Annotated in this window: 19 protein-coding genes, 2 tRNA genes and 2 riboswitches; of the genes, 13 read left to right on the top strand and 8 right to left on the bottom strand. The window is 66.5% G+C overall.

Annotated elements, in window-relative coordinates; translation table 11 throughout:
* Positions 1-34 precede the first annotated feature (34 nt).
* A riboswitch (glycine riboswitch) is annotated at positions 35-125 on the top strand.
* A 3-nt stretch (positions 126-128) separates the two neighbouring features.
* A riboswitch (glycine riboswitch) is annotated at positions 129-187 on the top strand.
* A 48-nt stretch (positions 188-235) separates the two neighbouring features.
* The 5 genes from gcvT (at position 236) to ACFDS3_RS00900 (ending at position 5944) form a co-directional block, all read left to right on the top strand.
* Positions 236-1348 (top strand): glycine cleavage system aminomethyltransferase GcvT, encoded by a 1113-nt coding sequence (gene gcvT, locus ACFDS3_RS00920; protein WP_375260451.1) that lies wholly within the window; start codon positions 236-238, stop codon positions 1346-1348.
* Between the two features lie 10 nt (positions 1349-1358).
* Positions 1359-1724: a glycine cleavage system protein GcvH gene (gene gcvH, locus ACFDS3_RS00915; RefSeq protein WP_375260450.1), complete on the top strand. Its 366-nt coding sequence runs from the start codon at positions 1359-1361 to the stop codon at positions 1722-1724.
* 87 nt (positions 1725-1811) lie between these two features.
* On the top strand, positions 1812-4640 hold the full coding sequence (gene gcvP, locus ACFDS3_RS00910) for an aminomethyl-transferring glycine dehydrogenase (protein WP_375260449.1): 2829 nt from the start codon (positions 1812-1814) through the stop codon (positions 4638-4640).
* 111 nt (positions 4641-4751) lie between these two features.
* Positions 4752-4827, top strand: a tRNA-Ala gene (locus ACFDS3_RS00905).
* 67 nt (positions 4828-4894) lie between these two features.
* Positions 4895-5944, top strand: coding sequence for a dipeptidase (locus tag ACFDS3_RS00900; RefSeq protein ID WP_375260448.1), 1050 nt, complete (start codon positions 4895-4897; stop codon positions 5942-5944).
* Between the two features lie 4 nt (positions 5945-5948).
* Here the strand turns inward: ACFDS3_RS00900 and rimO are convergent, their stop codons facing one another.
* Positions 5949-7331 (bottom strand): 30S ribosomal protein S12 methylthiotransferase RimO, encoded by a 1383-nt coding sequence (gene rimO / locus ACFDS3_RS00895; protein ID WP_375260447.1) that lies wholly within the window; start codon positions 7329-7331, stop codon positions 5949-5951.
* Positions 7332-7465: 134 nt separating this feature from the next.
* On the opposite strand from rimO, the gene ACFDS3_RS00890 reads away from it, so the two are divergent.
* On the top strand, positions 7466-7939 hold the full coding sequence (locus tag ACFDS3_RS00890) for a transglycosylase SLT domain-containing protein (protein ID WP_375260446.1): 474 nt from the start codon (positions 7466-7468) through the stop codon (positions 7937-7939).
* A 134-nt stretch (positions 7940-8073) separates the two neighbouring features.
* Positions 8074-9147 (top strand): mechanosensitive ion channel family protein, encoded by a 1074-nt coding sequence (locus tag ACFDS3_RS00885; protein WP_375260445.1) that lies wholly within the window; start codon positions 8074-8076, stop codon positions 9145-9147.
* Here ACFDS3_RS00885 and ACFDS3_RS00880 read toward each other — a convergent pair.
* The 5 genes from ACFDS3_RS00880 to ACFDS3_RS00860 all read right to left on the bottom strand — a co-directional run bounded on the left by ACFDS3_RS00880 (position 9142) and on the right by ACFDS3_RS00860 (position 13362).
* A tRNA-Met gene (locus ACFDS3_RS00880) sits at positions 9142-9218 on the bottom strand. The two genes, ACFDS3_RS00885 and ACFDS3_RS00880, sit on opposite strands and share 6 nt — an antisense overlap.
* Before the next feature lie 339 nt (positions 9219-9557).
* The gene (locus ACFDS3_RS00875; protein WP_375260554.1) at positions 9558-10028 is read right to left on the bottom strand and encodes a DUF6505 family protein; all 471 of its coding nucleotides are present in this window, start codon (positions 10026-10028) and stop codon (positions 9558-9560) included.
* Positions 10028-11092, bottom strand: a complete 1065-nt coding sequence (gene apbC, locus ACFDS3_RS00870) for an iron-sulfur cluster carrier protein ApbC (protein ID WP_375260444.1) — start codon at positions 11090-11092, stop codon at positions 10028-10030. The genes ACFDS3_RS00875 and apbC overlap by 1 nt, the downstream gene beginning before the upstream one ends.
* The gene (locus ACFDS3_RS00865; protein ID WP_375260443.1) at positions 11089-11292 is read right to left on the bottom strand and encodes a DUF6494 family protein; all 204 of its coding nucleotides are present in this window, start codon (positions 11290-11292) and stop codon (positions 11089-11091) included. The genes apbC and ACFDS3_RS00865 overlap by 4 nt, the downstream gene beginning before the upstream one ends.
* A gap of 93 nt (positions 11293-11385) precedes the next feature.
* Complete coding sequence (locus ACFDS3_RS00860) at positions 11386-13362, bottom strand: 4Fe-4S binding protein (RefSeq protein WP_375260442.1); 1977 nt, start codon at positions 13360-13362, stop codon at positions 11386-11388.
* Positions 13363-13541: 179 nt separating this feature from the next.
* Between ACFDS3_RS00860 and ACFDS3_RS00855 the strand changes: the two genes are divergently transcribed.
* Positions 13542-14093, top strand: a complete 552-nt coding sequence (locus ACFDS3_RS00855; protein ID WP_375260441.1) for a DUF3306 domain-containing protein — start codon at positions 13542-13544, stop codon at positions 14091-14093.
* Positions 14090-14686, top strand: a complete 597-nt coding sequence (locus ACFDS3_RS00850) for a molecular chaperone (RefSeq protein ID WP_375260440.1) — start codon at positions 14090-14092, stop codon at positions 14684-14686. Before ACFDS3_RS00855 ends, ACFDS3_RS00850 begins: the two co-directional genes overlap by 4 nt.
* Here ACFDS3_RS00850 and ACFDS3_RS00845 read toward each other — a convergent pair.
* Both ACFDS3_RS00845 and cls read right to left on the bottom strand, forming a co-directional pair.
* Positions 14674-15363 (bottom strand): endonuclease/exonuclease/phosphatase family protein, encoded by a 690-nt coding sequence (locus tag ACFDS3_RS00845; protein WP_375260439.1) that lies wholly within the window; start codon positions 15361-15363, stop codon positions 14674-14676. The two genes, ACFDS3_RS00850 and ACFDS3_RS00845, sit on opposite strands and share 13 nt — an antisense overlap.
* The gene (gene cls, locus ACFDS3_RS00840; RefSeq protein ID WP_375260438.1) at positions 15363-16766 is read right to left on the bottom strand and encodes a cardiolipin synthase; all 1404 of its coding nucleotides are present in this window, start codon (positions 16764-16766) and stop codon (positions 15363-15365) included. The genes ACFDS3_RS00845 and cls overlap by 1 nt, the downstream gene beginning before the upstream one ends.
* Positions 16767-16886: 120 nt before the next feature.
* Here cls and secE point away from each other — a divergent pair, with 120 nt between their 5' ends.
* The 4 genes from secE to rplA all read left to right on the top strand — a co-directional run bounded on the left by secE (position 16887) and on the right by rplA (position 19016).
* Positions 16887-17087: a preprotein translocase subunit SecE gene (gene secE, locus ACFDS3_RS00835; RefSeq protein ID WP_375260437.1), complete on the top strand. Its 201-nt coding sequence runs from the start codon at positions 16887-16889 to the stop codon at positions 17085-17087.
* A 157-nt stretch (positions 17088-17244) separates the two neighbouring features.
* The gene (gene nusG / locus ACFDS3_RS00830) at positions 17245-17778 is read left to right on the top strand and encodes a transcription termination/antitermination protein NusG (protein ID WP_375260436.1); all 534 of its coding nucleotides are present in this window, start codon (positions 17245-17247) and stop codon (positions 17776-17778) included.
* Positions 17779-17889: 111 nt separating this feature from the next.
* Positions 17890-18315 carry a 50S ribosomal protein L11 gene (gene rplK, locus ACFDS3_RS00825; RefSeq protein ID WP_375260435.1) on the top strand — a complete coding sequence of 142 codons (426 nt, stop codon included), beginning with the start codon at positions 17890-17892 and terminating at the stop codon, positions 18313-18315.
* A complete protein-coding gene (gene rplA / locus ACFDS3_RS00820; protein WP_375260434.1) occupies positions 18315-19016 on the top strand; it encodes a 50S ribosomal protein L1 in 702 nt (233 codons plus the stop codon). Before rplK ends, rplA begins: the two co-directional genes overlap by 1 nt.
* Positions 19017-19315 lie beyond the last annotated feature (299 nt).

Raw genomic sequence — 19315 nt, 5'->3', positions numbered from 1 at the left:
GGTATTGCCGACCGGATCGGGCTGTGGCACCGTAGCGTCGCGCGATGGGAGAATCCGGCCGCATGCCGGTGCCGAAGGAGCAAACGCCCCGTTAAACTCTCAGGCCCAAGGACCTCGCGCGACAAAAACTCTGGAGAGACCCCGAAGGGGCGCCGAAGGGATAGCGATCTCAGGCGAGAGGACAGAGGGGGCAGACGGAGCGGGGGGATCCTCGCGCGGATGCCGGAAGGGGCCGATGACGGAATTGCTGCGTACGCCGCTCTTCGAGCTGCACGAAGAACTCGGGGGCAAGATGGTCCCCTTTGCCGGTTACGAGATGCCGGTTCAGTATCCCATGGGTGTCATGAAAGAGCACGTCGCCTGCCGGACGGGCGCGGGTGTTTTCGACGTCAGCCACATGGGGCAGATCACGATCCGCCACCCCGGTGGGCCCGATGCTGCGGCGGCCGCACTGGAGCGGTTGGTGCCGCAGGACGTGGTCGGCCTGAAGCCCGGCCGCCAGCGCTATGCGCTGCTGCTGGGGAATAACGGCGGAATCCTTGACGACCTGATGGTGGCCCGGCGCGCCGACGACCTGTTCCTCGTGGTCAACGCGGCCAACAAGGGCGCCGACCTGGCGCTGCTGCGCGACGGTCTGCCTGAGTGCGAGGTCGCGCAGATCGACCGGGCGCTGATTGCGCTGCAAGGGCCGTTGGCCGAGGAGGCGCTTGAGGCAGTGGCCCCCGGTGCCGCGGCAGTGTCGTTCATGGATGTCGCGACGCTCGGGTCAGGGTTCGGGCCGCTCTGGGTGTCGCGCTCGGGCTACACGGGCGAGGACGGGTACGAGATATCGGTCGCCGAGGATCAGGCCGCGACCCTCGTTCGGGCGTTGCTGGATCGCGATGGAGTAGTGCCGGTAGGGCTGGGGGCGCGCGATTCGCTCAGGCTCGAAGCCGGGCTGTGCCTGCACGGGCAGGACATCGACGCGCACACCTCGCCGGTCGAGGCCAACCTGCTCTGGGCGATCCAGAAGGTGCGCCGCAACGGCGGCGCCCGCGCCGGCGGCTTTCCGGGTGCCGAGCGGGTGCTGGCCGAGATCGAGGGCGCTCCGACGCGACTGCGCGTCGGTCTGGTGCCCGAAGGGCGGGCCCCGATGCGTTCCGGCGTCGAACTTTTCAGCGGAGATCGGGCCGTCGGGCGCATCACGTCGGGGGGGTTCGGCCCCTCGGTCGAGCGGCCGATCGCCATGGGGTATGTCGATATTGACCACGCAAAAGTCGGAACCAGACTCGAAGGGGAACTTCGGGGCCGCCGACTGCCTGTGGAGGTCACGGGCCTTCCGTTCCGGCCCGCAACCTACAAGCGGTAAGGAGACCGCCATGAAGTTTACCGAAGAACATGAGTGGCTGCGTCCGGAAGAGGACGAAGAGAACGTGGTGACCGTGGGAATTACCGAATACGCCGCCGAGCAGCTGGGCGACATCGTGTTTGTCGAACTTCCCGAAGAGGGTGCGACGGTGGTGAAGGAGGACGACGTCGTCGTGATCGAAAGCGTCAAGGCGGCGTCGGACATCATGGCGCCGGTGGATGGCGAGATCGTCGAGGTCAACTCGGCACTCGAGGAGAATCCGGGCCTCGTGAACGAGGATCCGCTGGGCGCGGGCTGGTTCTTCAAGATCCGGGTCGAGGACATGAGTGCGCTCGACGACCTCATGGACGAAGCCGCCTACAAGAAGTTCATCTGACCGCGAGCGTCCTCGTCAGAGGATTGTCCGCCTGACGTGTCCGACCACGGGCGATGGGCGAGACCCTTTCGCCAGCAAGAGGCCCCTATGCCGTTTCAAGCGACCGACTACGATCCTTACGATTTCGCCAATCGTCGCCACGTGGGCCCTTCGCCCGCCGAGATGGAGGCGATGTTCCGCACGCTCGGCGTCGCGGATCTGGATGCCCTGGTGGCCGAGACGGTACCCGAAGCAATCCGACAGGCGGCGCCGCTCGACCTCGGCCCGCCGCTGACGGAACGCGCCCTCCTGTGGGAGCTTCGGCAGATCGCCAAGCGCAACGAGGTCGCCGACTCGATGATCGGGCAGGGCTTCTATGGGACGGTCACGCCGCCCGCGATCCAGCGCAACATCCTTGAAAATCCGGCGTGGTACACGGCCTACACGCCCTACCAGCCCGAGATCAGTCAGGGCCGGCTGGAGGCGTTGCTGAACTTCCAGACTATGATCTGCGATCTGACTGGCCTCGAGGTGGCGAACGCGTCACTGCTGGACGAGGCCACGGCGGCGGCCGAGGCCGTGACGATGGCGCAAAGGGTGGCGAAGTCTAAGGCCGGCGCGGTGTTCGTGGACGAAGGGTGCCACCCGCAGAACATCGACGTCATCCGTACCCGCTGCGCACCATTGGGGATCGAGGTCATCGTGGGCGCACCCGAAGCACTGGACCCGGCCGCGGTGTTCGCCGCGATCTTCCAGTACCCCGGCACCAACGGAACGGTGCGCGACTTCACGGATGTGATTTCGTCGCTGCACGAGAACGGAGCCTTGGGCATCGTCATCGCCGAACCGCTGGCGCTGACCCTGCTGCGCGAGCCGGGCGCGATGGGGGCCGATATCGCCGTGGGCTCGACCCAGCGGTTCGGCGTGCCGATGGGCTATGGCGGCCCCCACGCCGCCTACATGGCCTGCCGCGCCTCGATGAAGCGGTCCATGCCGGGCCGTATCGTCGGCGTGTCGAAGGACGCGCGGGGCAACAAGGCTTATCGGCTGTCCCTGCAGACGCGGGAACAGCATATCCGGCGCGAGAAGGCGACCTCGAACGTCTGCACGGCGCAGGCGCTTCTTGCGGTAATGGCGGGGTTCTATGCGGTCTTCCACGGGCCTGCGGGGCTGAAGGCCATCGCGCAGCGTATCCACCTGAAAACTGCGCGGATTGCCGACGCGCTCGGCAAGGCGGGATACGCGGTCGAGCCGGCCGATTTCTTCGACACGCTGACAGTGGAGTGCGGCGCCCTGCGCGAGGTCATCTTTCGCGCTGCCGCCGATCGGGGCATCAACCTGCGCCGCGTGGGCGACACCGGCATCGGCTTGTCGCTGGATGAAACGACGCGGGACGAAACGCTGGAGAGCCTGCTTGAGGCGTTCGGCGTGGACAGTTTCCCCGACGAGGCACCTCACCGCCTACCCGAGGCGCTGCTGCGCACGAGCGATTACCTGACCCACCCGGTGTTTCACATGAATCGCGCCGAGACCGAGATGATGCGGTACATGCGCCGCCTCGCGGATCGCGACCTCGCGCTCGACCGGGCGATGATTCCGCTGGGGTCCTGCACGATGAAGCTGAACGCCGCGGCCGAGATGGCGGCGATCACCTGGCCCGAATTCGCCGAGATGCATCCCTTCGCTCCCGCCGAGCAGGCGCAGGGCTATACGGCGCTGATCGACGACCTGTCGGACCGCCTGTGCCGGATCACGGGGTTCGACGCGATGTCGATGCAGCCGAACTCGGGCGCGCAGGGGGAATATGCGGGCCTTCTGGCCATCCGCAACTGGCACCGGAGCCGTGGTGAGGATGGCCGCAACGTCTGTCTGATTCCGGTGAACGCCCACGGCACGAACCCTGCCTCGGCGCAGATGGCGGGGATGAAGGTCGTGGCCGTGAAATGCACCGATCGCGGGGATATCGACGTGGAGGACTTCCGCGCCAAGGCCGAGGCGGCAGGCGACACCCTCGCCGCGTGCATGATCACCTACCCCTCGACCCACGGCGTCTTCGAAGAGCGCATCGTCGAAATCTGCGAGATCGCCCATGCCCATGGTGGACAGGTCTACATGGACGGGGCGAACCTGAACGCGATGGTGGGCCTCGTGAAGCCGGGCGAGATCGGGGCGGATGTCAGCCACCTGAACCTGCACAAGACGTTCTGCATCCCACATGGCGGCGGCGGACCGGGCATGGGTCCAATCGGCGTGAAGGCGCACCTCGCACCGCACTTGCCGGGCCGGCAGAGCGGGGCCGTTTCGGGCGCTCCCTTCGGGTCGGCGTCGATTCTTCCGATCTCGTGGGCGTATTGCCGCCTTATGGGCGGTGACGGCCTGACGCAGGCGACGCGGACGGCGATCCTGAACGCGAACTACATCGCAGAGCGCCTCGAAGGGGCCTACCGGGTGCTCTACCGCGGCACGAAAGGGCGGGTGGCGCACGAGTGCATCCTCGACATGCGCCCGTTCCAGGACAGCGCGGGCATCACGGTGGACGACATCGCCAAGCGACTGGTGGACAACGGCTTCCACGCCCCCACGATGAGCTTTCCAGTCGCCGGCACCTTGATGGTCGAGCCGACCGAGAGCGAGACGAAGGCGGAACTCGACCGCTTCTGCGACGCAATGCTATCGATCCGCGAAGAGATCCGCGCGATCGAAGAGGGTCGCGCCGACCGCGACGCCAATCCGCTGAAGCTCGCACCCCACACGGTCGAGGATCTGGTGGGCGACTGGGACCGGCCCTACAGTCGCGAAGAAGGCTGCTTTCCCGCAGGCTCGTTCCGCGTGGACAAGTACTGGCCCCCGGTGAACCGCGTGGACAATGCGTTCGGCGACCGCAACCTCATCTGCACCTGCCCGCCGATGGACGCCTATGCCGAGGCCGCCGAGTGATGTCGGGCGCTCTTCCGGCCCGCACAACCGCGGACCGGAACAACGGCTGCGCTCGGCGCAGATCAGCGCTTGACACGGTGGGGCGCGTCCTCCATCTAGCGCCGCACGGATGGGGCCGTAGCTCAGTTGGGAGAGCGCGTCGTTCGCAATGACGAGGTCAGGGGTTCGATCCCCCTCGGCTCCACCAAATCACCAGTAGCATCATCGTCTGATTCGACTTGCACCGGGTCATCATTGGCGTCACCCATCGCGACATGCGTACTCCTCTTGTTTTCGATGGTCACAACGACCTGCTCACCCGCCTTCTGCAAGCCGGCGGCCCCAAGGCCGTGTCGGCATTCGCCCAGCCGGGCCAGGGCGCAATCGATGCCGCAAGCGCCCGCACCGGCGGCTTTGGCGGTGGTTTCTTCGCGATCTGGGTGCCGTCGCCGGTCGACGTGAACGCCAAGATGGCGGCAATGCAGGGCGAAAGCTACGACATGCCGCTGCCCGACATGGTGGCGCGGGGTGAGGCCGACGTCGTCGTGGCGCGCGAGATGGCCATCCTGGCCGAGCTCGAGGCGCAGGGCTTCGTCACTGTCTGCCGCAACGTCTCGGACCTGCGCGCTGCCTTCGGGTCCGATCGGCTGGCCGCGATCTGCCATATCGAGGGGGCTGAGGCCCTCAGCGCTGACCTGTCCGAGCTGGACGACCTTTATGCGCAAGGCCTTCGCTCGCTCGGCCCGGTCTGGAGCCGCGAAACCATATTTGGCCACGGCGTCCCCTTCCGCTTTCCTTCGACCCCCGACACCGGGCCGGGGCTGACCGAGGCGGGGCTGCGGCTGGTCAAGCGGTGCGACGAGATGGGGATCATGCTGGACCTCAGCCACCTGAACGAGGCCGGGTTCTGGGATGTCGCCCGGACGTCTTCGCGCCCGCTCGTGGCGACGCACTCGGGCGTTCATGCCGTCAGCCCTCATACGAGGAACCTGACGGACAAGCAGCTCGATGCGATTGCCCAAACGGACGGAATGGTGGGGCTGAACTTTGCCTGCGCATTCCTTCGACCTGACGGAAAGATGCGGTCGGACGTCGGGATGGACGTGCTGATGCGCCACCTCGACCATCTGATTTCGCGCCTGGGCGAAGATCGCGTGGGTCTCGGGTCGGACTATGACGGAGCGTTGGTGCCCCAGGCGCTGGCGACGGTCGCGGATCTTCCGACGCTGCGGCAGGCGATGGTGGATCACGGCTTTGGCGAGGCGCTCGTGGCGAAGATCTGCCACGAGAACTGGTTCCGCGTGCTGGAGAAAAGCTGGGCCTGACGGCCTAGCTGACCAGCCGTCCCCACAGGTCGTATTCGCCGGCCTCGTCCACCTCGACGGTGACGATCTGGCCGGGGCTGAGCGCCTCGTGCCCTTCATCCACGTAGAGGTGCCCGTCGATCTCGGGCGCGTCGCCTTTGGTGCGGCAGGTGGCGGCGTCCTCCTCGACCAGGTCGACGATCGCCTCGACGCGGGTGCCGACCTTCGCGGCCAGCTTCGCCTCGGAGATCCCCTGCGCCTTCTCCATGAACCGCTCCCACCGTTCTTGCTTGACCTCGGCGGGGACGTGGTCGGGCAAGGCATTCGATCGCGCGCCCGAGACGTTCTCGTACTGGAAGCAGCCGACCCGGTCGAGCTGCGCCTCGTCGAGCCAGTCCAGAAGCGTCTGGAACTCGGCCTCGGTCTCGCCCGGGTAGCCCACGATGAAGGTCGAGCGCAGGGTCAGATCGGGGCAGGCGGCGCGCCATGCCGCAATCTCGTCCAGCGTTCGGGCGGCGGCGGCGGGGCGGACCATGCGCTTCAGGACGTCCGGGTGGGCGTGTTGAAACGGGATGTCGAGATATGGCAGCACGCCGCCCTCTGCCATGATCGGCACCAGCTCGCGCACGTGCGGGTAGGGATAGACGTAGTGCATCCGCACCCACGCGCCGAGCTGCCCAAGCTCGCGCGCGAGGCCAAGAATCGGCGCCTTCTCGGGCCGCTCCGCCCAGTCGGTGCCGTAGGCCGAGGTGTCCTGGCTGATGACCAGGAGCTCGCTCACCCCTGCCTCGACCAGCTTTTCAGCCTCGCGCAGCACCGCCTTCATCGGGCGCGACTGCAGCCGGCCGCGCATGTCGGGGATGATGCAGAACTTGCACTTGTGGTTACAGCCCTCCGAGATCTTCAGATAGCTGTAGTGGCGGGGCGTCAGGCTGACCCCTCGTGCCGGCAGCAGATCCACGAAAGGATCGGGCGAGGGCGGCACAGCCGCATGCACGGCGTCCAGCACCTGCTCGTACTGGTGCGGCCCGGTCACGGCGAGGACCTTGGGGTGCGCTCCGGTAATGTAGTCGGCCTCGGCTCCGAGACAGCCTGTCACGATGACGCGGCCGTTGGCTTGCAGTGCCTCGCCGATCGCGTCGAGGCTCTCGGCCTTGGCGCTGTCTAGAAAGCCGCAGGTGTTCACGATCACCGCATCCGCGCCGTCATATTGCGGCGAGATCTGGTAGCCCTCGGCCCTGAGGCGGGTGAGGATGCGCTCGCTGTCGACCAGCGCCTTGGGGCAACCCAACGAGACCATGCCAATGGTCGGCTGTCCTGCCCGGCGCTCGGAGGCCTGAGCGTCGAAATCGGGCGTCAGCCGGGCGTTTGCAAGGTCCGGGCGAAGGTTTGGGGGGTTCTGAGCCATGGCCGCCCCTGTATCCGATAGGCGGGGCCGCGGGAAGCGCGCTCGCAAAGGCGTGTGCGGGGGCCGTGGCGGAACTCCGCCAATGCTCTCAAGCTACAGCTTGCCGAACGCGTGCCTTCGCGCCAAGATTCCTCATGATCCGTCCGCTCGTCCTTTTGCTGCTGCTCACCGCCTGTGCCGCGCCCGCCCCCGAGGCGACCCGGCGCATGACCGGACTCTATCCCGGCGAGACCCCGCGCATGCGCGCCCTGGTCAACGAGTGGGCCGACCGCTACCAGATGCCGCGCAGCCTCTTGCACCGCGTCATCCAGCGCGAGAGCGATTACCAGCCCGGCGCCCGGAACGGTCCCTACTATGGCCTCATGCAGATCCGTCCTCAGACGGCACGCACGATGGGCCACCAAGGCCCGCCAGAGGCGCTGCTCGATCCCGAGACCAACCTCAGATACGCTGGCCGCTACCTGGCAGGCGCCTGGCTCGTCGCGGACGGGGACGAGGCCGAGGCAGTCGCGTGGTATGCCAAGGGCTACTACTACGAAGCCAAGCGGCGCTGCCTGTTGCGGGCGACCGGCCTCAACGACCGGGAAACCGCGGGGCACTGCCGCTGAGCTGACGGCGCAGCCTGAAGGTCGCGCGCCCGAAGAGGTGTCGCGCTTTCGGTTGAGAAAATCCAGCGACCTCGTATTTGAACTCGTCGGCCCTCCGCCGCATTGCGCGTGGAGACGAAGGGGACTCGATCGCAATGACTCTCGATCAGATGCTGAACAGCAGCGCGGGCCAGATCGCTCTTCTGGTGCTTGCGCTTGTGGCGACCGTGATCGTCCACGGGCTGCTCTGGCGGCCGCTCAAGCGGTGGATCTCGCAGCGCGACAGCTTGCCGTGGCGGATGGCCGCACAGCTAAGGCGACCGACGCGGCTGATCCTCCTGGTCCTGACGCTCATTGCGGTCGTACCGATCCTCGAGCTTCCGTCCCGGTTCGAGCGGGCGCTCGAGCATTTCGCACTCGCAGCCCTGTTGCTGACGGCAGGATGGACGGTGATGGTCCTCGTGAATTTCCTGATCGAGCGGGGGCTATCGCGCACTTCGCTTGAAGAAGAGGACTTCCTGTCACGCAGCCACGCGACGCAGCTTCGCGTGATCCAGAAGGTCGCTCAGATCCTGATCGTCCTGCTGACGGGCGGACTGGTCTTGTCCACGTTCGAGAGCGTGCGGAGCTATGGCGTCTCGCTCTTTGCGTCCGCCGGTGTCGCCGGTCTGGCGATCGGTTTCGCGGCCCGGCCGGTCCTCGCCAATCTCATCGCGGGCATCCAGATCGCGATGACGCAGCCGATCCGTTTGAACGACGTGGTGATCGTCGAGGGCGAATGGGGGTGGATCGAAGAGATCCGCGCCACCTACATCGTGGTGCGTATCTGGGACCTCCGGCGCCTCGTCGTGCCGCTGACCTACTTCATCGAAAAGCCGTTCCAGAACTGGACCCGCGACAGCTCGACCATCATCGGGCAGGTGGTCTGGCACCTCGACTGGACCGCTCCGGTGGCGGAGATGCGAGTGAAGCTGGACGACTTCCTTCGCGAATCAGAGCTTTGGGATGGCGGAGTGTCCGCCCTGCAGCTGATCGAGACCACCTCTGACACGATCCAGCTGCGCGGGCTCATGTCGGCCCGCAACGCGCCCCGCGCCTGGGACCTGCGCTGCGAAATCCGCGAAAAGATGGTGGTCTGGTTGCAAGACAACCACCCGACCGCGCTGCCACGGGTTCGCGCCGAAATGCTTGCGAACACCGACGAAGGGAAGAAGGGGAAGTTTTGGTAGCGTGGGGCGGACTTGAACCGCCGACCCCAGCATTATGAGTGCTGTGCTCTAACCAGCTGAGCTACCACGCCGTACCGGTGGCGGACGTATCCGCCCCCGCGCGGGGTGTCAAGCGGCGACGGTGTGATTGTCCATCCGAGTTGGGCGTCGCGGGCAGCATGACGAGTGTTTCGAAAAAGCGTTCGAACTCGTTGCGGGGCGGCTGCGCCACCGGACGCAAGGGACTCCGCCTGAAAGAACGAGCCAATCGACACGTGCCTTGTCGGCATCCTCCTTGGGCTCTGCCAGAAGCGCGCAGTCCGACCCGGACCACGTGAAACATCGTCATCATTGCGCCCCTGCACCACAATTCCCCAGAGGGCGTCGGTGCAATGGGCCCACGAATGAAAGATGAACGTCCGCTCGCCGGTTCAGTCGCCGTGGACGGCGAATTGTCCCAGATCCGCTTCGGGTGCCGGAATCGAGCGGAAGGTTTCGCGCACCCCGCCCTCGGTCAGCTCACGACTGACGGCCAGCAGCGTGTTGTCATCGTGGTCGGCGCAGAGGTCGACCATATCCATCAGCTGCTCCCGCGCCACGGGGCGCGCCGCAGCGAGGGTTGGTGCGCCGTAGGCCTCCACGAAGTGCCCGGCAAGGTTCTCGACCAGGTGGTCAAGTTCTGTCTCTTCGAGACGCGCGATGGCAACCAGCGAGACACGGCCAAACGTCTCGACCCCCAGCCAGCCGTTCGCAAAGGCCTGCCGGGCCTTCCCCTCCAGCTGGTCCTCCGTCCATTCGGAAAAGGCGAAGCCGCCGGGAATGCACCACTCGCCGGTCCGTGCGGGCTGCGCGAAGACGAGGGTGTCGGACTCGTCGAGATGCACCGCGCGCGCCAGCCGCATCATGCCTGCCCGGCCTCGACGAGGCCCCTCGCGATCTGGCGGAACACCTGGGCCTGCGCACTTTCAGGCTTGGACACCACGATGGGCGCCCCCCCGTCGGCCGCGGTGCGGATGTCGAGGTGGAGTGGGATCTCGCCCAGCAGCGGGACGCCCAGCTTTGCCGCCTCGGCCGCAACGCCGCCGTGGCCGAAGATGTGCTCTTCATGGCCGCAGTTCGAGCAGATATGCGTGCTCATGTTCTCGATCATGCCGATGATCGGCGTCTTGAGCTGGTGGAACATGTCGATCCCCTTGCGGGCGTCGAGCAGCGCGACGTCCTGCGGGGTCGAGACGACGATCGCACCGTCCACCTGAGTCTTCTGCGCGAGTGTCAGCGTCACATCGCCGGTGCCGGGCGGCAGGTCCACGATCAGCACGTCGAGCGCGCCCCATTGCACCTGCAGCAGCATCTGCTGAAGCGCGCCCATCAGCATCGGGCCGCGCCACACGACGGCCTGGCCCTCGCCGACCATGAGCCCGATCGACATCATCGTCACGCCATGATTCCGCATGGGCAGGATCGTCTTGCCGTCAGGTGAGGCCGGCCGACCGGAGACGCCCAGCATGCGCGGCTGCGACGGGCCATAGACGTCGGCGTCAAGCAGGCCGACGCGCCGGCCCTCGGCCGCGAGAGCGCAGGCAAGGTTGGCCGAGACCGTCGATTTGCCGACGCCGCCCTTGCCGCTTGCCACGGCGATGACCCGATCCACGCCGGGCACTTTCTGCGGCCCCTGGGGCTGCTGCGGCTTCTTCGCGCCCTTCAGGTCGGGCGGTGCCTTGTCGGAATGGGCGGTCATCACCGCCGAAACGCTGGCCGCGCCAAGCGCCTTGACCCGCGCCTCTGCCTCGGCGCGCGTGCGCTCGTAGCCCTTGGCCATGTCGCCCGGCACCTCTAGCACGAAGCGCACCGCATCACCGTCGACATTCAGCGCCTTGACCCGACCCGCCGCGACGATGTCCCCGCCGGTCGCGGGGTCCTGCACGCCGGCGAGCGCGGCTTCGATATCCTCTTTCGTCAAACTCATTCCGTCCCCTGGCCCTTGATGGTGCCGGTAATTTCGTGTTCGAGGCCGAGTTCCGGGATCGTCAGCACGACCTTTGCGTCATAGCTCTTGCCCTCGGTCTCGGTGCCGGCCTGGCGCATCGCTTCCTCGATCGCCTGCTGCGAGGTCACGCCGACCTGCTTCAGGAACTTCCGCATCGACATGTTGAATTCGTCGGTCATGGCACTCTCCGGGTTCGTCATCTGCCGAGGTATGCCTGCGGGGCGGGGACGGCAACGCCCCCGCGCTTGATCCTGTCCGAAATACTGTGTGCCTCAGTCCTTGCGCCGGGTCTTACGCCGCTCGGGCAGGACAACCGCATCGGCTGGCTGACCGTAATCGGCAGACGTACGTGCGACCGGCCGTGGCGGCCCCGAGAGCATGCCGTCGTGCATCTGGCTTTTTACGCGGCAGTCGTCACACATCTGGATCAGTCGCACCGCCTCGGGGCGGGCGAACATGGCGTGATGACCGGCGAGCTTCTCGGTGATGCGGTCGATCGTGGATTTCACGCCGAACGGTGCGTCGCATTCCACGCAATGAAACGGCTCTTCCTCGCGCACGACCCTCGGGGACAGCGCTGCATCCGCCGTGTTCATCCGGGGCTCGAGCGTGATGGCGTCCTCAGGGCAGATGTTGGCGCAAAGGCCGCATTGAAGGCACGCATCCTCGGTGAACAGAAGCTGCGGCTTGTCGGGATTGTCCGACAGAGCCCCCGACGGGCAGAGCGGCACGCAGGACAGGCAGAGGGTGCAGGCGTCGCGGTCGACGAGCACGGCGCCATAGGGTGCGTGGTCGGGCAACGGAGTGACCGCTTCGAGCGCGAGGGCCTTGGCAGCCATACGCGCCACCTGCCGACGCGAGCCCATGGCGAGCATCGGTTCGGGCGCCGTTTCCGGCGTAGGGCCGAGCGCCTCGGGCAGGGCATCGGGATCGGTAACGTCCAGAAGGCGCAGCGCTACGGTGCCGTCGATGGCGGCGGCAAGGGCGGCCTCTTGTTCAAGCGTGGCGCGGTCCGACATCGGCGACAGAAGGAGCGACACGTCGGCAAAGCCGCTGATCCGGGCCGACAGCGCCTCGGCATGGCCGAAGGCGGCGAGCGCAGGCAGCGCAAGCGGGATCACGTCGGCCGGAAGCCCTGAACCATGACGGGCGAGCAGGTCGATCATCTCGCGCCCGAACCCGTCGTCATGGACCAGAAGGCGGGGCATGATACCGCCGGCCACGCGGTAGGTGCGGGCGAGCGTGGCGACGCGCCGCATCGTATCGTCCACCGACGGCGCATCGTAGGAGATTGCGCCCGAGGGGCAAAGCGACGAGCACGCCCCGCAGCCGGCGCAGATATGCGGATCGACTGCCACGTGATCGCCGTCCGGAGTAATCGCGCCGGTCGGGCAGGCGTCGAGGCAGCGGGTGCATCCGGTGTGCTGCGCACGGGAATGGGCGCAGAGATCCTCTCGCAGGCGGATGTAGAGAGGCTGCTCGAACGTCCCCGTCAGGTCGCGTGCGGTGAGGGTGGCGTCGAAAACCGCGTCCGGACGGCCGGGATCGGCGCGCAGATACCCCTCGCGCTTTTCGTGGGCGGGAAAGAGGGGACGGTCGCCGGACAGGTCCACGATGATGTCGCACTCGCTTTGCGCATCGTCGCGGGGCGGCGTCATGTCGAAGCCGCCGCGGCCGCCGGGCACGAGTTGCGAGAAGCCGTCGATGGTGACGGAAAATTGCCCGAGCGCTCCGGTCGCCTTGCGAAGCCGGCCGTGGATCACGTCGAAGACGCGCGTCTCGGGCGGTGCGGTGGCATCGGTCAGCAGGCAGGTCACCGCGAGCGTGTCCGCCAGTCGCCGGGCGGCCGGAAGCGCCACGTCCGAGGCGCCGATCACGAGGCAGGTCCCCTCGCTGTCCACTTCGATGCTGCGCGGGGTCGGGCGGGGCATCGCGGCGTCGGCCAGCAGCGCCGCCTGTTTCGGCGTCACGTCGCGAGGGTCGTCGCTCCACCCCGCGCGGTCGCGCAGGTCGACGAAGTCGGGTACGTCGGCGCCGATCTCTTCGGCCAGGGCTTCGAACGTCGCGCGCTCCTGCTGGCATGCGACGGTCACCGGACTACCGGCCATCGCCTCCGCCGCATGGCCGATCTCGCGCCCGCAGAGGAAGGTGTGGGCCCGCGAAAAGCGCCGGCCGGTCGCCTTCTCGAGCTCGTCCCGGTTGACCCGCTGGGAGCCGAGGCAGTCACACAGTAGAACAGTCTCGGACATGGAACCTCTCGCAATCGTAACGTGCAGAGGCTATGACGTCCGACCACGGGCGGCCAGCCCCGCCGGTCGCAAATCTCCGTGCGCAGGAGATTTTTTCGCCGACGACGCGGGAAATGCGCGGGCCGCGGGTTTCGCGTCGCGGTTCGAAACGCCACCATAAGGAGGTGAGGAGACCGACCATGCCCAAGGCCAACGACTTCTGGTCCCGCCGCCGCCGTTCCGTCGCGGCCGAAGAGGATGACCTTGCCCGCCGCGAGGATGAGGCAGAGCACAAGGCCGCCGAAGCCGAGCTGGAGGAGGTGGACGATGAGACCCTTCTGCAGATGTTGGGTTTGCCCGATCCCGAGACGCTGACGCCGGCGGATGCGGCACGCTTCATGGCGCGAGAGGTGCCGGGCCGCCTGCGCAAGCGCGCGCTGCGCGCCCTGTTTCGCGGGCATCCCGGCCTGTCTTTGCCGGATGGGCTGAACGATTACGACGAGGACTACGTCAATGCGCCCCTCGCGCCGCGCTCTCTCCGGCCGGTCTGGACCGCCGTGCGCCGTTTCGCCGACACCTTCCCGGCCGAAGCGGACGGGCCTGCCCCCGCGGCGGTCGAGACGCAGTGCGAGGAGGCGCCGGCCGAAGAGGCGCCCGAGGATCCGGCGATCGAAGACCATGCGCCCGACCTGGACGAGCAGCCCCTGCGACCCCGGCGCATGACGTTCCGATTTGAGGAGGAAGACACGTGACCCCACCCGCCGAAATTGCGCCCGAAGACAGTGCCCGCGCCGAGCTTTACGCCTTCCTCGCCGCGATCCTGTCGGGACCGCCTCCCGAGACATTGCTGACGCAGGTCCGCGGGCTGGCGGGCGATGACGAGACCGAGCTGGGGCTCGCCCTCGCGGACCTTTCGCGCGTCGCGGCAGGCGTCGACGCCGCCGCAGCAGAGCGCGAGTTCAACGCACTGTTCATCGGGCTGGGGCGGGGCGAACTGCTGCCTTACGCAAGCTACTATCTCACCGGGAATCTGCACGACAAGCCGCTCGCCCGGCTGCGGTCGGACATGGCAAGCTTGGGAATCGTGCGGGCCGACAACGTGTTCGAGCCCGAGGACAACATCTCGTCGGTGCTCGAGATGATGGCGGGGCAGATCCTGGGTCACTACGGCGCTTCCCAGCCGCTGGAGAAGCAGGCGGACTTCTTCGCGACCCACGTCCAGCCTTGGGCCGGACGGTTCTTCACGGATCTCGAGGCGGCCAAGACGGCAGAACTTTATGCACCTGTCGGCACGTTGGGCGCTGCGTTCATGCGGATCGAGAAGGAGGCGTTTCAGCTCGCCTGAGCGGCAACGAGGTCGGCCCAGACGGGCAGGTGATCCGAGGCGCGCGCGGTAAGGGCCGTGCGCAGAACGCCGCACCGCTCGGCCTGCCACGCCGGTCCAAGGAGAAACCGGTCAAGATGCGCCACGGGCCGCGAAGCGTGAAAGCTGGGCCCGGGATCGAGCAGCGTCATCGCATCGGACCACGGCTCGAACCCGATGCGGCGCGACCATTCGTTCATGTCACCGGCAATGACGACGCCGGGCCCATGCTCTTCCAGCGCGGCCGAGATCGCGGCCATCTGCAACAGCCGGCTCCTCCGCAAAAGGCCCATATGCGTCGCGCAGAGCGTGAGCGGCCCCTCGGGCGTCTCGACCCGGACGAGCAGGGCTCCGCGCGGCTCGATTCCCGGCAGGTGCAGGCGATCGACCACCACGGCGGGCCAGTCGGGGCGAACGAGAATGGCGTTGCCGTGCCAGCCGAGGCTCGGGCCGTCGCCGGTCAGCACCGGTGCCAGCCCCGTCGCGTCGATCGCCTCGCGCGGCAGGGCGGCGGGGCGGGGTCCGAGGCGCTTGTCAGCCTCTTGCAGGGCGATGATGTCGGCGCCGCTTTCGTGCACGGCATGGGCGATGCGAAACGGATCACGCCGCCAGTCGAGCCCGACCGCCTTGCGGATGTTATACGAGACGACGCGCACCATCAGAGCTGCGGAGCCGCCAGGCGGGCGATGCGCGCGAGGATCCGGCGCCAGGCAGGCTGATCGGACAGGGACGTCTCGAGACGATAGGAGTTCTCGAAATCCTTCAGGAACATGGCCTCTACCTCAACCGCGGCTTCGGTGCTTTCAACGATCACCGTCAGTTCGAAGTTCAGCAAACCCGATCGGATATCAAGGTTCACGGACCCGACCGACGACAGGTCGTCGTCCACAAGCGCAACCTTCGAGTGCATGAAGGCCGGCGTGTAGCGATAGATCTCGCCGCCGGCCGCGCGCAGTTCGTCGAAATACGAGAATGCCGCCCACCAAGGCAGCCGATGATCCGGCCGGTCAGGCACCAGAAGCCTAAGATCCACGCCCCTCAGGGCGGCCAGTTGCAGCGCCGCCATGACTTGGGAATCGGGAACGAAGTAGGGTGTCGCGATCCAAAGCCGTTCGCGGGCCTGCTGCGCGAGGGCAATGAAATAAAGATTGCCGGTATTGAGCGTGTCGGTCGGCGCGATGGGGACCGCGACCGCTCGCATGTCGCCCGCGCGGGGGGCGGGGCGAAGTATCGGGCGGATGTCGTGCCCCGTAGCCCAGGCCCAGTCCGAGGCGAAGCTACGCTCGAGCTGGTCGACGACGGGGCCATCGACGCGCGCGAAGGTGTCGCGCCACGGGCCGTAGTTGGACTTGCCGATATAGGTTTTCGAGCAGTTCAACCCTCCGGTGAGCGCGGTGGTGCCATCCGCCACCACGAGCTTGCGGTGGTTGCGATAGTTCAGCTGGAACGGGCCGAGCGCGCGGGTCGGACCCTTCGGCCTCGCGGTCTGGATACCCGCCGAACGCAGCTCGGCCATGAAGTGGCGGGGCAACCCGAGAAGCGGCATCTCGTCGTGCAGGAAGAACACCTGGACCCCGGCCTTGGCCCGTTCGATGCAGGCGGCCTGGATCCGACGACCGATCTCGTCATCTGCAAAGGTGTAGAATTGCACCAGGACGTAGTGTTCGGCTTCTCGAATGACGGCCTCGATCACATCGAAGGTCGCTTCGCCGTCGACCATAAGCTTCATATCGCAGCCCGCGTCGATCTTGTTGCCGGACAGGCGAGAGAAGACGTCCAGTCGATCGGCAGGGACCGGCGCATCGCGGGGGGTGGCATCGACCTCGCCGAGCCGCGCGTCCGAGGCGCGGCGGCGTTCGGCGAATTTGGCGTAGTTGGCCCACCCGAGGAGCGCGTAGGCCGGGACGCCGACAAAGGGGTAGGCCAGGATCAGGACGATCCAGCCCACGGCCCCTTGCGGTGTACGCGACGTCGTGGTGGCAAGGTAACCGGCCACGATTGCGGGCAGGATGAAGAGCGCGCGCAGGAGCAGATCGTCAAATTCGAAGATGTCGTTGAGCAATTGGGTGCCGTCGCCCTTCCGCTGTCTCTCTGCCGCCTGGGGCAGTTAGCACGATCTGGGCGGCTTGAAACCGCCGCCATGCTTCCGTATCTGGCGCAGAGCCGATCCGGAGGACGCCCCATGGCCGCCAAGACCAATCCCTTCCAGTTCATCCAGCAGACTCGCGCCGAGATCTCCAAGGTGGTCTGGCCGACGCGCCGCGAAGTGCTGTTGACCACCGTGATGGTCTTTATCATGGCGTCGCTGACGGCGGTGTTCTTCTTTTTCGTCGACTTCCTTATCCGTCAGGGGCTTGAGCTTCTGCTGACGATGGTCGGCTGATTCTCCTTGGGCCGTGCCGCAAGATGCGGCGCGGGCTTGATATCCGCGCGTCCTGCCGGTATGAGGCGCGCAATTCCCCCGACATGGCGTGCTTCGAAGCGGTTGCGCGCCGCTTTTTTGTTTGGGGCGTCGTGACGCAAGCATGAGGTCAGGCCAGATGGCAAAGCGGTGGTATTCGGTCAGCGTGCTGTCGAACTTCGAAAAGAAGATCGCAGAACAGATCCGCTCCGAGGTCGCCGAGAAGGGCCTCGAGGACCAGATCGACGAGGTGCTCGTGCCGACCGAAGAGGTCATCGAGGTGCGTCGCGGCAAGAAGGTCTCGACCGAGCGGCGCTTCATGCCCGGCTACGTGCTCGTGCACATGGAAATGTCGGACCAGGGCTACCACCTGATCAGCCAGATCAACCGGGTGACGGGTTTCCTCGGGCCGCAGGGTCGGCCGATGCCGATGCGTGACGCCGAGGTTGAGGCGATCCTGGGCCGCGTCCAGGAAGGCGAAGAGACGCCGCGCATCGAGATCAGCTATGAGACGGGCGAGAAGGTGAAGGTCACCGATGGCCCGTTCGAAGGCTTCGACGGCACCGTCGAGGACGTGGACGAGGGGAACCAGACCCTGAAGGTCTCGGTCTCGATCTTCGGCCGGGCGACCCCGGTCGAGCTGGAATACACTCAGGTCTCGAAAGAGATCTGAGCGTTCGACGTGGGAGCTTTCCGTCAAGGCGGGGCGAACCACGGCATCCGCGCCTTCGGGCGCATGTAGGGTGGGGATGATCCCCGCCGCGAATGTCAAAGGAGGCCACACATGGCCAAGAAGAAGATTGGCAGCATGAAGCTGCAGGTGAAGGCGGGGCAGGCCAATCCCTCTCCGCCCGTAGGCCCGGCGCTGGGTCAGCGCGGCATCAACATCATGGAATTCTGCAAGGCCTTCAACGCCAAGACGCAGGACATGGAGCAGGGCGCGCCTTGCCCCACCGTGATCACCTATTACCAGGACAAATCCTTCACGATGGAAATCAAGACGCCGCCCGCGTCTTATTACCTCAAGAAGGCCGCCAACGTGCAGTCCGGCGCCAAGACGCCCTCGCGCGAGACCGTCGGTCAGGTGACCGCCAAGCAGGTCCGTGAGATCGCCGAGGCGAAGATGCGCGATCTGAATGCGAACTCGATCGAGGACGCGATGCAGATCATCCTGGGCTCCGCCCGCTCCATGGGCATCGAGGTGAAGTAATGGCCAAGCTGACCAAACGCCAGAAGGCCCAGACCGCCTCGGTCGAGGGCAAGGAGAACATCACGGTGGAGGATGCCGTCGCGCTCATCAAGTCGAACGCGACCGCCAAATTTGACGAGACCGTGGAAATCGCGATGAACCTCGGCATCGATCCGCGCCACGCCGACCAGATGGTCCGCGGCACGGTGACGCTGCCCGCCGGCACCGGCAAGACTGTTCGCGTGGCCGTGTTTGCCCGCGGAGCCAAGGCCGATGAGGCGCAGGCCGCCGGGGCCGACATCGTCGGCGCCGAAGACCTGATGGAGCAGGTGCAGAACGGTCAGATCAACTTCGACCGCTGCATCGCGACCCCGGACATGATGCCGATCGTCGGTCGTCTGGGCAAGATCCTGGGGCCGCGCAACCTGATGCCGAACCCCAAGGTCGGTACGGTGACGATGGACGTGAAAGAGGCCGTCGAGGCCGCCAAGGGCGGACAGGTCCAGTTCCGCGCCGAGAAGGCGGGCGTCGTGCATGCCGGCATCGGCAAGGCTTCGTTCTCGGATGAAGACCTGATTCGTAACGTCCGCGCTTTCGTGGACGCGGTGTCGAAGGCCCGGCCGACCGGCGCCAAGGGCACCTACATGAAGCAGGTGGCACTGTCCTCGACCATGGGTCCGGGCGTGACCGTGGACGTCGTGTCTGCCACCGGCAACGAGTGATCTTCGGATCATTCTGGGTTGGCTGGGCGGTCATCGGTTGACGCATTCCGTCTGGTTGGAGGCTCACCCGGTTCACCTCAGTCAATAATCCATAGGCCGCGCTCCCAAGGGGCGCGGCCTTATTTAATCGGTTCTTGCACCGATCGCGGTGAGATTGGGAACTTGCAGTAGCTTCCACCTTGTCACTGCCGCGAGTTAGCTCAAACTGCTTCGAGCTTGGTGTCTGTGTAGGCTCAGGACCCACTAATCAGGTTGAGGCTGTGCGGCCCGCATGATTCACGGCCCTCGAACAAGAGGGG

Source organism: Palleronia sp. (genome assembly GCF_042089775.1).
Lineage (GTDB): Bacteria > Pseudomonadota > Alphaproteobacteria > Rhodobacterales > Rhodobacteraceae > Palleronia.
The sequence above is the reverse complement of the archived record's forward strand: the minus strand, read 5'-3'. Positions and strand labels throughout refer to the sequence as shown.